Origin of the sequence: Streptomyces sp. NPDC007991 (assembly GCF_042958445.1) — a bacterium.
Classification (GTDB): domain Bacteria; phylum Actinomycetota; class Actinomycetes; order Streptomycetales; family Streptomycetaceae; genus Streptomyces.
This window is the reverse complement of sequence record NZ_JBIBJD010000023.1, coordinates 45,880-58,157: the sequence shown is the minus strand read 5'-3', so window position 1 is coordinate 58,157 and position 12,278 is coordinate 45,880. Positions and strand designations below refer to the sequence as shown.

General features: G+C 73.2%; 12 protein-coding genes. 3 read left to right on the top strand and 9 right to left on the bottom strand.

All coding sequences use genetic code 11. The annotated features are described in order from the left end of the window. The first annotated feature begins 5 nt into the window (after positions 1–5). Genes ACFZDA_RS40300 through ACFZDA_RS40290 form a run of 3 tightly spaced genes read left to right on the top strand, consistent with a single transcriptional unit; the run spans position 6 to position 4,092 of the window. Positions 6–2,783: an HAD-IC family P-type ATPase gene (locus ACFZDA_RS40300; protein WP_391091327.1), complete on the top strand. Its 2,778-nt coding sequence runs from the start codon at positions 6–8 to the stop codon at positions 2,781–2,783. Beyond that, on the top strand, positions 2,780–3,439 hold the full coding sequence (locus ACFZDA_RS40295; RefSeq protein ID WP_391091325.1) for an NAD-binding protein: 660 nt from the start codon (positions 2,780–2,782) through the stop codon (positions 3,437–3,439). The genes ACFZDA_RS40300 and ACFZDA_RS40295 overlap by 4 nt, the downstream gene beginning before the upstream one ends. Next, positions 3,436–4,092: an NAD-binding protein gene (locus ACFZDA_RS40290; RefSeq protein WP_391091323.1), complete on the top strand. Its 657-nt coding sequence runs from the start codon at positions 3,436–3,438 to the stop codon at positions 4,090–4,092. Before ACFZDA_RS40295 ends, ACFZDA_RS40290 begins: the two co-directional genes overlap by 4 nt. 170 nt (positions 4,093–4,262) lie before the next feature. On the opposite strand, the gene ACFZDA_RS40285 is transcribed toward ACFZDA_RS40290, so the two are convergent. The 9 genes from ACFZDA_RS40285 to ACFZDA_RS40245 are packed head-to-tail and all read right to left on the bottom strand — an operon-like array spanning position 4,263 to position 12,149. Continuing rightward, positions 4,263–4,880 (bottom strand): V-type ATP synthase subunit D, encoded by a 618-nt coding sequence (locus ACFZDA_RS40285; RefSeq protein ID WP_391091321.1) that lies wholly within the window; start codon positions 4,878–4,880, stop codon positions 4,263–4,265. Further along, on the bottom strand, positions 4,877–6,280 hold the full coding sequence (locus ACFZDA_RS40280; RefSeq protein ID WP_391091319.1) for a V-type ATP synthase subunit B: 1,404 nt from the start codon (positions 6,278–6,280) through the stop codon (positions 4,877–4,879). Before ACFZDA_RS40280 ends, ACFZDA_RS40285 begins: the two co-directional genes overlap by 4 nt. Continuing rightward, a complete protein-coding gene (locus tag ACFZDA_RS40275) occupies positions 6,277–8,040 on the bottom strand; it encodes a V-type ATP synthase subunit A (protein WP_391091317.1) in 1,764 nt (587 codons plus the stop codon). Before ACFZDA_RS40275 ends, ACFZDA_RS40280 begins: the two co-directional genes overlap by 4 nt. Further along, complete coding sequence (locus ACFZDA_RS40270) at positions 8,037–8,564, bottom strand: hypothetical protein (RefSeq protein WP_391091315.1); 528 nt, start codon at positions 8,562–8,564, stop codon at positions 8,037–8,039. Before ACFZDA_RS40270 ends, ACFZDA_RS40275 begins: the two co-directional genes overlap by 4 nt. Then, positions 8,561–8,794 carry a hypothetical protein gene (locus tag ACFZDA_RS40265; RefSeq protein WP_391091312.1) on the bottom strand — a complete coding sequence of 78 codons (234 nt, stop codon included), beginning with the start codon at positions 8,792–8,794 and terminating at the stop codon, positions 8,561–8,563. Before ACFZDA_RS40265 ends, ACFZDA_RS40270 begins: the two co-directional genes overlap by 4 nt. After that, positions 8,791–9,207 (bottom strand): ATP synthase subunit C, encoded by a 417-nt coding sequence (locus ACFZDA_RS40260; RefSeq protein ID WP_009322764.1) that lies wholly within the window; start codon positions 9,205–9,207, stop codon positions 8,791–8,793. The genes ACFZDA_RS40265 and ACFZDA_RS40260 overlap by 4 nt, the downstream gene beginning before the upstream one ends. Beyond that, entirely contained in the window at positions 9,204–10,703 is a 1,500-nt protein-coding gene (locus ACFZDA_RS40255) for a V-type ATPase 116kDa subunit family protein (RefSeq protein ID WP_391091310.1), read from the bottom strand. The genes ACFZDA_RS40260 and ACFZDA_RS40255 overlap by 4 nt, the downstream gene beginning before the upstream one ends. After that, on the bottom strand, positions 10,690–11,649 hold the full coding sequence (locus tag ACFZDA_RS40250) for a V-type ATPase subunit (RefSeq protein ID WP_391091308.1): 960 nt from the start codon (positions 11,647–11,649) through the stop codon (positions 10,690–10,692). The genes ACFZDA_RS40255 and ACFZDA_RS40250 overlap by 14 nt, the downstream gene beginning before the upstream one ends. Then, a complete protein-coding gene (locus ACFZDA_RS40245) occupies positions 11,649–12,149 on the bottom strand; it encodes a hypothetical protein (protein ID WP_391091306.1) in 501 nt (166 codons plus the stop codon). Before ACFZDA_RS40245 ends, ACFZDA_RS40250 begins: the two co-directional genes overlap by 1 nt. Positions 12,150–12,278: the final 129 nt, after the last annotated feature.

Below are 12,278 nucleotides of genomic sequence, written 5' to 3'. Positions count from 1 at the left end.
GGGACGTGACGGTCGGTGGCACGTCCGATTCCGGGCCGCGTTCTCCGGTACCGGAACTCCCCGCCGGTGAGGTCCTCACCGCGCTGGGCACCTCACGGCGCGGCCTGCCGACGGCTGAGGCACAGGCCAGGCTGGAGAAGTACGGGTCCAACGAACTGCCGCGGACGGCGCGCCGCGCCGTGTGGCGACAGGTGGGGGCGCAGTTCACGGATCTCTTCGCGCTGGTGCTGATCGTCGCCTCGGGGATCACCTTCCTGGCGTACGCGCTGGAGGAGCCGCGTGACATCGGCACCTTCCAGCTTGCGGTGGCGATCCTGGGCGTCGTGATGCTGAACGCCGGCATCGGCTTCGCCCAGGAGTACTCGGCCGAACGAACGGCTCAGGCCCTGGAGGCGATGGTGCCCCACACCTGCCGGGTGCTGCGCGACGGCGAACGGCTGGAGGTGCCCGCCCGGGATCTGGTGCCGGGCGACGTGGTGGCGCTGGAGGCCGGGGACGCCGTGTCGGCGGACTGCCGGGTGGTCGAGGCGCACGAGCTGGCGGTGAACAACGCGCCGCTGACCGGGGAGAGCAACGCCGTCGGCCGTACGGCCGAGCCGGCGGCCACCGGACCGCCGTTGGAGGCCCGCAACTGTGTGTTCATGGGGACCGACGTCGTCGCCGGATCCGGGCGGGCCGTGGTCTTCGGCACCGGCGCGGCGACCGAGTTCGGGCGGATCTACCGGTTGGCCGCGGCCGCCCCCCGGCAAAAGACCCCGCTGCAGCTCCAGGTGGCCTCCATGGCGCGGCGGGTAGCAGGGGCGGCCCTGGCGATCGGTGCCCTGCTGTTCGCCGTGCGACTGCCTACCGGGGAGTCCACGGTGACCCTGTTCGTGTTCGCACTGGGCGTGATGGTGGCGCTGGTGCCGGAGGGGCTGCCCGCGACGCTGTCGGTGTCGCTGGCGATCGGCGTGCGACGGATGGCGCGCCGCCATGCGCTGATCAAGCAGTTGCTGGCGGTGGAGGCGCTCGGGTCGACGACGGTGGTGTGCACCGACAAGACCGGGACGCTCACCCAGGCGGAGATGACCGTCACCCAGGTGTGGGCGGGAGGTGCACCGCACCCGGTGAGCGGTGTGGGGTACGAGCCGAGCGGCGAGGTCGCCGACGCCGCGCCGGTGCGTGAGCTGCTGCGGGTGGCGGGCCTGTGCTGCAACGCCCGGCTTGTTCCACCTACGGGCCCTCGGGAGCACTGGCGGGTGCTGGGCGACACCACGGAGGGAGCGCTGCTCGTCGTCGCGGCCAAGGCCGGTCTGGATCCGGGCGCGGAGGAGGCGGCCGCGCCGCGGGTGACGGAGTTCCCCTTCGACTCGGACCGCAAGCTGATGACCACGGTGCACAAGACCGGCGCGGGCTACCAGGCGTGCGTCAAGGGAGCGCCCGGAGAGCTGCTGGCGCGGTGCACCGACGTGGAGTGGGACGGGCGGCGTGGGCTGCTGACCGGGGTGGACCGGGCTGCGGTCGTCGCGGCGAGTGACGGGCTGGCGTCGCAGGGGCTGCGGGTGCTGGCGGTCGCGCGCCGGGCGCTGGACGGGCCCCGCCCGGCGCAGGAGGAGGCCGAGTCGGCGCTGACACTGCTGGGCCTGGTCGGCATGCTGGACCCGCCGCGTCCGGAGGTCACCGACGCGGTCGCCGCCTGCCGCCGGGCCGGCATCCGGGTCGTCATGGTCACCGGCGACCACCCGCTGACAGCGGAGGCCGTGGCCCGCCGGGTGGGGATCGTGCGCCAGCCGGATCCCGTGGTGGTGACGGGCGCCCGGCTCGACGCGATGGACGACGAGGCGCTGGACGCGCTGCTCACCGAGCCGTCCGAGCTGCTGCTGTGCCGGGTCAGCCCGGAGCACAAGATGCGCGTGGTCACCGCCTTCCAGCGGCGCGGCGAGGTCGTGGCGGTCACCGGGGACGGAGCGAACGACGCCCCGGCGCTCAAGCACGCGGACATCGGCGTGGCGATGGGGGCCTCAGGCACCGACGTCGCCCGGGAGGCGGCCTCGATGGTGCTGCTGGACGACTCGTTCGCGTCCATCGCGACGGCGGTGCGGCTCGGCAGGTCCGTCTACCAGAACATCCGCAAGTTCCTGATCTACGTGTTCAGCAGCAACATCGGCGAACTCGGCCCGATCCTGGCGGCGACGTTCGCCGGATTCCCGCTGGTGCCCATCAGCGCGGTGCAGATCCTGGCGATCGACCTGGGCTCGGACGTGATGCCCGCCCTGGCACTGGGCGCGGAACGGCCCGAGTCGGACGTGATGGACCGCCCGCCGCGCTCCCGGCGCGAGCGGCTGTTCTCGACGGCGGTGGTGGGGCGCATCCTGTTTCTGGGCGGCATCCAGGCGCTCGGCGTGTGCGCCGTGTTTTTCTGGCACATCCACTCCTCCGGCATCCCGTTCGACGACTTCACCGAGGACCACCCCGTCTACCGGGAAGCCGTCACGCTGGCCCAGGGTGGGATCGTGCTCAGCCAGTTCTTCGTCTCCCTCGCGGTGCGCACCGATCGCCAGAGCATTTTGAAAGCAGGTCTGCTGTCCAATCCGGCCCTGCTGGCGGCAGGCGGCTTCGGTGTCGCCTTCATGGTCGCGATCAGCTATCTGCCGCCCCTGCAGGCCGTCTTCAACACCGCCCCGCTCGACGCCGCCGACTGGGCGGTCCTGGCCGGGCTCGGCACCCTGCCCCTGCTCGCGGACGAGGCCCGCAAGGGGTGGCTGCGCCGCCGCGCCGTCCGCCGGAAAGGAGGCCCACCGTGAAGGTGATCGTCGTCGGCTGCGGACGGGTGGGCTCCACCCTCGCCGGTCTGCTCGCCACCGAAGGGCACGACGTGCAGGTCGTCGACCGGCGTCCCCAAGCGGCCCGGCGGCTGCCCGACAGCCCCCGCATCCGCTTCCACGAGGGAAACGGCTACAGCCGCGCGGTGCTCCAGACCGCCGGAATCGAGCACGCGGACGCGTTCGTGGCCGTCACCTCCGGGGACAACAGCAACATCGTCAGCGCGCGCACCGCGAAGGAGACCTACCGGGTGCCGATCGTCCTCGCCCGCATCTACGATCCCCGGCGTGCGGACATCTACCGCGAACTCGGCATCCCCACCATCGCCGGCGTCCGCTGGACCGTGCACCAGATCCACCAGATGCTGCTGCACCGCCACCTGAGCCCCGAACTCAGCTTCGGCAGTGGAGAGACCCTGCTCATCCGCTCCGAGCTGCCGGACTATTTCATCGGGCGGCGGCTGACCGAGTTCGACGTCGACGGCGAGATCCGCGTCGTCGAGGTCACCCGCGCGGGCCGCTCCATGATCCCCGCGCACAGCACGCCCGCACAGGCGGGCGACCTGGTCACCTTCGCCGTCGCCGCCACCGCGCTCGGCAGACTGCGCGGCTTCCTCGACAAGGAGCTGGGGACATGAACGTGATCATCGCCGGCGCGGGACGGCTCGGCACCCAGATCGCCCAGGTGCTCGCCGCCGCCCACAACGAGGTCACGCTGATCGACACCGACGACGACCGCATCGCCGCACTGGAAGGGCGCATCCCGGTGCGGCTGGTCGCCGGGGACGCCTGCGAACCGGCCCTCCTGGAACACGCCGGCGCCCTGACCGCCGACCTGGTCATCGCCACCACCGGTGACGACGAGGACAACCTCGTCGTCGGCCTGCTCGCCAAACGGCGGTTCTCGGTGCCCCGCGTGGCCGCCCGAGTCAACGACGCCGACGACGCCTGGCTGTTCGACGCGCGCTGGGGCGTCGACGTCGCCGTCCCCGCCGCCACCCCGCTGATCTCCCTCATCGAGGAGGCCACCGGGGCCACCGACACGGTCGCCCTGCTGCGGCTCAGCAAGGCCGGCGTCGACGTCATCGAAACGGCCATCACGCCCCAGTCCAGGGCGGTGGGCCAGGCTCTGGGCGAGGTCAGGCTGCCCGAAGGGACGGTTGTCGCAACGATCGTCCGTGACGGACAGCCCACCGTGCCGGATCCGGTGATCCGCCTGCGGGCCGGGGACGAGCTCCTGATCGTTTCCCATTCCGCGACCGAACAGGAGATCCACGCGGCGTTCCAGTGAATCGCCCCGAAGGCGGGCACGCCAGGCTGCCCGCCACTGTGGCGGGGCCTGGTGCGTCCGGGCAGGGGCCTGCTCCGACCGCTGTACACCGTGTCCTTGCCGGAAACCTGCCCGACCTGGTACTTAGGGTAGGCTTACTTTACTTCTGTTTCAGCTCTTATCAGGACATCTCATGACTGATGCCGAGCGGCCCAACGCCGCCGGACGCTGTCCTCGTGCTCGGCCTGTTCCAAGGCGAGGTCGCTCCGCTCCAGGGCCTCCCGCAGGCGGGGGATCCAGTGGCGCCGCAGAGCACGGGCCCGGTGCCGTGTGCTGATGACTTCCGTGCCCACCAACTCGGCGGCGGCGTGGGCCGCCGCGTACTCGGCGGCGGCGCGCACGGCGCGGCCGTAGGCCGCCTCGGCGTGCACGAGGGCCGTGTTGGTGGGGGCGGCGGCTGTGGGCGGACGGGCCGGTACGGACAGGGCGACCGCGGCCGGGTGGCGTACGCCCATGGAGGTGGCCCAGCGCACAGTGACCTCGGCGGCGCCGATGCCCGCGGCGGCCGCGTCCAGGGACTGTTCCCCGCCCAGGAGCAGTGCCCGCAGCAGCCAGCTCTCGGCCTCCGCCAGGAGGTCCCGCCAGGCGTCGGCGGCTTCCTGCTCCGTACGCAGCAGCCGCTGGTGCTCGGAGCGCAGGATGCGCAGCTTCTGCTCCAGGAGGTCGGCTCCGCGCTCGGCGACATCGAGGCTGTGCCGCAGCCGCAGGCGACCCGCACGGCCGGGCGGCGTACGGCGTGCGCCGGTCATCGGGACGCCTCCGTGTCCGGTGAGTCCTGGGCTCCGTGGGCGTCGAGGAGGGAGGCGGGAAGCATGGACAGCTGACTGCGGGGCAGGGTGAGTAGCGCCCGCCAGCCGCGTTCCAGCGAGGTGTCGAGGTCGCGCGGCTCGTCGCTGCGCTGGTCGGCGAAGTCCCGCAGGAACGCCTCCTCGTAGTCCAGGTAGCGGCGGTCGGTGGGGCTCAGCGCCGCCTGGCCGACCAGGTCCGCGAGATCGCGTACCTGCCGCGCGCGGGCCAGGGCAGCGAGCAGCTGGGCCGCGACGTCGAGGTGGTCGTCGCGGGTACGGCCGGGCCCCGCGCCCTTGCGCATCAGCCGGGAGAGGGAGGACAGCGCGTCCAGCGGCGGGTATACGCCCCGCGCGTGTGTCTCGGACGAGAGCACGATCTGGCCTTCGGTGATGTAGCCGGTGAGGTCGGGCACAGGGTGGGTGATGTCGCCCGCGGGCATGGTGAGCACCGGCAGTACGGTGACCGAGCCGGGACGGCCCCGGATGCGTCCGCAGCGTTCGTACAGGGAGGCCAGGTCGCTGTAGAGGTAGCCGGGGTAGGCGCGGCGGGCGGGGATCTCCCCGCGGGCGGCGGAGACCTCGCGCAGGGCCTCGGCGTACGTGGTCATGTCGGTCATCACCACGAGGACGTGGCGTCCCTCGGTGAAGGCGAGGTGCTCGGCGACGGTGAGGGCGATGCGCGGGGTGAGGATCCGTTCGATCACCGGGTCGTCGGCGGTGTTCAGCAGCAGGACCAGCTCTCCGGCTGCGGACCGTTCCTCCAGGGCGTCGCGCACGAAGGAGGCGTCGGCATGGGTGAGCCCCATGCCCGCGAAGACGACGCTGAACGCCTCACCGGCGGCAGTGGCCTGCGCGGCGACCTGGGCGGCCAGCTCCAGGTGCGGCAGCCCGGCCACGGAGAACACCGGCAGTTTCTGCCCTCGTACCAGCGTGGTCAGGGCATCGACGACCCCGACGCCGGTGAGCACCGGCTCGGATGGCGGTTCGCGCCGCACAGGGTTGATGGGCGCGCCGCCCACCTCGGCGTCGTGGGAGCCGAGGACGGGCGGGCCGCCGTCGAGGGGTTCGCCCCGGCCGTTGCAGACCCGGCCGAGCCACTCCGTGCCGACCGGAACACGCAGTGGGCTGCCCGTGAAGGCCGCCCGGACACCTTCCGGGTCCATGCCCGCGGTGCCCTCCAGCACCTGGACGACCGCCAGGTCGCGGTCGGCGTCCAGGACCACGCCGTGGCGGAGATCGCCCGAGGCGAGGGTGATGCGTACGTACTCGTCCCAGCCGATCCCGGTCACGCCTTCGACGATCGCGAGCGGCCCCCGCAGTTCACGCACCGACGTGTACTCGATCCCACCGGTCAGGCTCATGGCCGCAAGCCCCCCAACCGGGCGAGCATGGCGTCCCGCCGCGCCGCCACTCCGGCGGCGTCCTGCGGGCCGGTGTCCTCGCGGGCGCGCAGCAGTGGGCCGAAGTCGACCTCCTCGACCGCGGACGCCGGGATGTCGGAGTCCACCAGCTCGCGGCAGTGGTCGGCGACCGCGAGGACGGCGTCGGCCAGGGCGGCCGTCTTCTCCGGCCCGCAGTAGGCGTCCCGCTCCGACAGCGCGCTCTGCTGCAGTACGCCCTCGCGGACCAGCCTCCCCGCCAGCACACTGATCCGCTCCCGCGCGGGCAGGGCGGCGATGCCGATCAGGTCCACCAGGTCGGCGAGCCGGTCGGCTTCCGCCAGCACCGCTCCCACCCGGTCGCGGCGCCTGGCCCACGCCGGATCGCCGGCCGCCCGATGTCTGGCGGCGAGGACCGGAACGTCGCGGGAGAAGGACCCCGCCCAGGAGACCGCCGGGTAGTGGCGGGCGTAGGCGAGGTCGCGGTCGAGGGTCCACAGGCAGCGGACGAAGCGTTCGGTGTGCGCGGTCACCGGTTCGGTCATGTCGCCGCCGGGTGGTGACACCGCGCCGATCACGGTCACCGATCCCCGGTCTCCTTCGAGGGTGGTCACGGCCGCGGCCCGTTCGTAGAACGCGGCGATGGCGGAGGCCAGTCCGGCCGGGTAGCCCTCCTCGGCGGGCAGCGCGCCGGTGCGGGAGGCGAACTCGCGCAGCGCCTCGGCCCACCGGGAGGTCGAGTCGGCGATGACCACCACATCCAGGCCCATGTCCCGGAAGTACTCGGCGACCGTCATCCCCGTGTAGACGCTCGCCTCGCGGGCCATCATCGGCATGTTGGAGGTGTTGGCGATCGTCACGGTGCGGTCCGCGAGGCGCCCGCCCGTGCGCGGGTCCTGGAGCTCCGACAGTTCGGTGATGACGTCGGCCATCTCGTTGCCGCGCTCCCCGCAGCCGACGTAGACGATGACGTCCGCATCGCACCACTTGGCGATCTGCTGCAGGAGCATCGTCTTGCCGGTGCCGAAGCCGCCGGGCACCGCCACCGTGCTGCCCCGGGCCACGGGGAAGAGCAGGTCGATCACCCGCTGTCCGGTGCTCAGGGCCTCGTGGCTGTCGACGCGCTCCCGCACCGGACGCGGCCGGCGCACCGGCCACAGGGCGCCGACTGTCACCTCGGTACCGCCCACCACAGCCACCACGGCCTCCCGTGGGTGGTCCCCGGCCTCGGCGATCTCCTCGACCGTGCCCCCGCCGCCCGGCGGCACGAGGACCTTCACCCGTAGGGGACCCGCGTCGCGAATCTCTCCGAGCGCCTGCCCCTCGGCCACCTGCTCGCCCCGCGCCACGAAGGGGCGGAAAGGCCAGACCCGTTCCTCAGCCGTGTTTCGTTGTGCACCGGGCAACAGCCAGTCCCCGGCACCGGACAGGGGGCGCAGCAGACCGTCGAAGATTCCGCCGAGCAGTTCGGGGCCGAGCCGGACCGACAGCGGACGGCCCTGGGGCAGCGCCGTCTGTCCCGGAGCGAGGCCGCCGGTGTACTCGTACGCCTGGACGGTGACCACGTGGCCGCTGATGGCCACGATCTCTCCGGGCAGCCGGGCGGGGCCGATCGAGACCAGGTCGTACATCGCGATGCCGCCCGTGTACTCCATCTCCACGAGCGGTCCGGTGACACGCAGGATGCGGGAGACCGACCGCCGGTCGGTCTGTCGCTGACGGGTCCCGGAGTCTTCCGTCACGGCTCCCACAGGCTCCGCACCTCCCCTCCCATTCGGTCCAGCGCCCGGTCGGCGAGCGCGGTCAGCGAGAGGTCGACCCGCCTTCCCGGCGCCCTGGCCACCACGCCCCCGTCGGCGTGCTCGCCGACTTCGGCCGCGGGACCGAGGAGGACACGAGCCCGCTGCCCCAGCCACGCCCGCAGGCCGGCGTAGCCATCGGTCCCGCGCAGGGCGCGGACCCGCTCGGCGGCCTCGCGGCGCAGCTCCTGGTACGCCTCCCGGCGAGCGGCGAGCGTGCGGGACCTGGCGTTCCGCCGGGCCCTGACGAGAAGGTCCCGGGCGGCGTCCGAGCCGTCGGCCTCGCCCTGCCGCCGGGCTTCGTCGAGGATGGCCCGAGCCTCGGCGCGGGCCTGGTCGAGCAGTGCTGCGGCCTCCCGCTCGGCATGGGTCAGGACCGCCTCCGCGTCGGCGTGAGCGGCTCGCAGCAACCCCGCCCGGACCGGCGAGAGCGCGTCCGTCGTCTGCCCGGGGGCCGGGGTCGTCATGGCGGCATCACGGCGGTCAGCGGACGGTGGGGGCCGGGTGTTGCGGTGTCCGAATCCAGTGCCTCGGCCGCGGTGGGTGTGAGGATCACCAGGTCGATGCCGTCCGGCAGGCTGCGCCAGACCCGGCGTACAGCCTGGGCGTCGTCGGCGACCAGGACGACCGCCCCGGCCAGGGCCAGACCGGTCACCCTGGAACGTTCCCCGAGAGCGGCGACGCGGCTCATGGTCATGCCTTCCCGATGAGGATGACCGCGACGACCAGCCCGTAGATGGCGATGCCCTCGGCCAGCCCGACGATGACCATGGCCCGGCCGAAGAGTTCGGGCCGTTCGCTGAGCGCCGCCAGAGCCGCAGCGCCTGTGTAGGCGACGGCGATGCCCGCCCCGATCGTCGCTCCGGCCACCGCGATCGCGGCTCCGATGAGGGCGGCGGATCCGGAGCCGGAGTCCTGTGCCGTCGTGGTCGCGGCCTGAGCGGATCCGCCGCCGAGTGCCAGGGCCAGCACCACGGTGGCGGCCACCAGGAGCACGGCGTCGGCGGCGACCATCCACCACAGTGCCGTCCGGCCCGAGCGCCGCAGCACCAGGCGTACGGCGACGAAGCCCGCGACGATGACGGGCAGGGCCAAGAACCAGGTGATCACGATTCTTCCTCCCTCACCGGGCCGTGTCGTACGACCGCCGCCGCTGCGAGCGGCCCGGCGCCGGCGGCCGGCGCCGTGAGGTGTTCCACGGGCAGGTGCCAGGGCCTGAAGGGGCGGCCTTCGCCCTCGAAGAGCCGGGAGAACAGTTCGTAGAACTCCAGCCGCAGGGCCTGGACACCGGCCACGAGTGCCTCCAGCGAGAAGGCCAGGGCATTGCCGAGCAGAAAGACGAGCACTGCTGCGACGACGCCCACCGGGCCTCGGCCCACCAGCGCCGTTGTTCCGTCCCAGACGATCGCGCCGAGTGCCGCATGGGTCAGCCCGAAGGCCGCGAGCCGCGCGAAGGACACGACGTTCGAGCCGATCCGCACCACCGCGTCGAACAGTTGGATGCCGGTCTGCACGGCGCCGCCCGGACCGCCCGCCGTGGTCGCGTACAGCCCCACCCCAGCCAGCGCCAGGCCGACAGCCGCGATCACCGCACCCACGACCCCGTACGCGACCTGGCCGAGCCACGCGTACCCGGCGACGACGGCGAGACCGAGATAGAGCGTCGCCCCCGCGATCCCGGTCGTCGCGTAGAGGGCCGCTGCCGGACCGCCCTCCCGCCACCGGTTCACGATGCCGACGGCGTAGGCGACGGCGAGCAGTACAGCGCCGAGTCCGACGGCCGCGGCCAGCAGCCGCATGGGCTCCTCCAGCGGCTCCAGCCACAGCACCGGCAGTATCCGGGTGGGGCCGAAGAACTCGCCGTACGCCACCCCGGCCAGGGTGGCGGTCAGACCCGCCCCTGCGATGAAGGGCCACAGCGGGCGCAGCGCCGCCGCTCGGCGCGGCCTGCCCGCGCGCAGCAGGAGTGCGATGGCGACCAGCAGCAGCCCGTGCCCCGCATCGCCGAACATCAGGCCGAACATCACCACGTAGACGAACCCGGCCGCCATCGTGGGGTCGAGGTCGGCATAGGGCACGGTTCCATACGTCGTGACCAAGGGCGTGAAGGAGCGACGTATGGTCCTCGCCGCATGCCCCGGGGGCAGCGTGCGCGCTCCGGTCAGCAAGGTCGGGGGATCGACACCACGCGGGGTACGAAGCGGCACCAGCGCGCCCCCGGCGGCGGCGATGCGCGCCGCCGTGGCGCCCACCTCTGTCTCGGGACACCAGCCGGCCAGGGCCGCGCCCGCCCCGTGCCGGACCGCGCTGCCGAGGCGTTCCTCCAGCTGCGCCTCACCCGCCAGCAGGTCCGTCCGGCCCTCGCTTTCAAGGACGTCCAGGTCGGGGGAAGCATCGCTGAGAACGGGTCGCGCCGGCTCTGAGCGCACCCGCTGCAGGCGCGTCGCCGCAGGCCCGCGGACATCCGGCCCTCCGTCCCCGGCCAGGTCGATCTCGACGCAGCCCGCCTCGGCGATCCGCACCAGACTTTCCCGCAGCGCCTTCTCGGGGGCCACGATGGCCACCCTGCGCATCCGGACCGGCAGCGCTGCCTCAGCCCGGAGCATCGAGCACCTCCGCCGGCCAGTCCCCGGGGCCGCCGCCCCGGGCGGCCAGTTCCAGCGCGCCGCGTGTACGCCACGCATCGGCGGACAGCAGTGCCACGGCCCCCACCACCGGCTGCGGACCGAAGTGGGACCGACGCAGCAGTTCCAGGCCGTCCCGCTCGACGGCCTCCCACCACCGTGCCTCCGCCCGCCACAGGTCCGTCGCGTCGTCGACGTCGTCCAGCAGCCACCTCGCGGTGGTCGGAAGAGCCTGCCGGAAATCGGCGTACGACCCCGCGTCCACCGCCCGCGGGCCGAGAAGACGGGCTGCCCGGCGGGTCGAGACGTCCGGCACTCGGCGGCCGACGATGAACACCTCACGGCCGAACAGCAAGGCGAGCCGGGCCGCCGCCCAGCGCGCCACGTCGGGAACGGCGGTGGCGAGACGTACGGCGGCGGAGACCCGCATACCGGTGGCGACCGCGGCGGGGGAGTCGCCCCCGGGGTCGCCCCAGACGGAGGCCGCCAGCGCGGTACGCAGCTCCGACGGCGTACGGGTACCGGCGAGCTGCGTCCAGGCGATCGCCAGCGCGCCCAGACGGTAGGCCGGGGGACGGAGACGTTCGGCGCCCGGCTGACGGGAGTCGGCCGCGAGAGCCCTCAGGTGGTGTTCGGTGTTGGAGATTTCGAATCCGGCGGCGAGTGCCCGGATGGCGTCGGCGCCGGCGGCCGGCTGCCAGCCGGCGAGAACCCGCAGATGCCACAGCAGTGTCGCCGAGACCGCACGCTGGGCCTCGGCCGGCGTGGCCCCTGAAGTGACGTCGTGCCGGTATGGCGTGGCCGCCAAGTAGCGCAGGGCGTCATCGAGGGTGCGGGACGCGGCTACTTCCCTGATGCCCTCGGCCCCCAGGCACCTGGTTCGCAGAGCGCGTGCCCGGGTCACGCCCGCCACCCATCCGGCGCCCATCACGGACCACCCTCCTGTGGTTCCTCCGGGCCTGGAGCAAGGTGATCCGCCGGTGCCAGCGGTGACATCTCCTCCGCCGCGAGGTCCTCCCGCACCATCGTGAGCACACGCTCGGCGAACGCGGGCGTACGGTTCCTGGCACGATCGCGTACGGCGGCTGCCTCGCGTTCCGCCTCGGTCAGCAGTGCCGCCGCCTCGCCCTCGGCCGCACGCAGCACCTGCCCGGCTGCGTGCGCCCGTACCCGGCCGGCCTCCGCACGCGCTTCGGCCACGATCTCCTCGGCCTGCCGTTCGGCTTCCCGCCGACGTGACGCGGCGGCCCAGTCGGCCCGCTCGCGTACGGTCCGGGCTTCCGCCTCCGCCTGTTCGAGCAGGGCCAGGGGCGGCGCGAGTTCGGCACGGAGTTCGGCGGAGCGGTCCGCGGGGACACCACTCGGTGCGGCCCGGCCGGGCGACGCCGCCGGCCGGAACCGTGCCAGAAAGTCCCGGAAACCCGTCACGAAATCTCCTCCAGGTGGGCCCAGGCCCCGTTTCCCAGTCTCCTTGGTAGGCGACGGCGTGTCGCGCCGCGCCGGGCCACCTGTCCCGCACACGGGACCGTTCGGCCCCCGCACCCGTGGATCGATGCG

Excerpts from the sequence above, each read along its gene's own strand:
- ACFZDA_RS40290 (WP_391091323.1), top strand. The coding sequence starts at position 3,436 with ATGAACGTGATCATCGCCGGCGCGGGACGGCTCGGCACCCAGATCGCC.
- ACFZDA_RS40285 (WP_391091321.1), bottom strand. The coding sequence starts at position 4,880 with ATGACCGGCGCACGCCGTACGCCGCCCGGCCGTGCGGGTCGCCTGCGG.
- ACFZDA_RS40280 (WP_391091319.1), bottom strand. The coding sequence starts at position 6,280 with ATGAGCCTGACCGGTGGGATCGAGTACACGTCGGTGCGTGAACTGCGG.
- ACFZDA_RS40270 (WP_391091315.1), bottom strand. The coding sequence starts at position 8,564 with ATGACGACCCCGGCCCCCGGGCAGACGACGGACGCGCTCTCGCCGGTC.
- ACFZDA_RS40265 (WP_391091312.1), bottom strand. The coding sequence starts at position 8,794 with ATGACCATGAGCCGCGTCGCCGCTCTCGGGGAACGTTCCAGGGTGACC.
- ACFZDA_RS40255 (WP_391091310.1), bottom strand. The coding sequence starts at position 10,703 with ATGCTCCGGGCTGAGGCAGCGCTGCCGGTCCGGATGCGCAGGGTGGCC.
- ACFZDA_RS40250 (WP_391091308.1), bottom strand. The coding sequence starts at position 11,649 with ATGGGCGCCGGATGGGTGGCGGGCGTGACCCGGGCACGCGCTCTGCGA.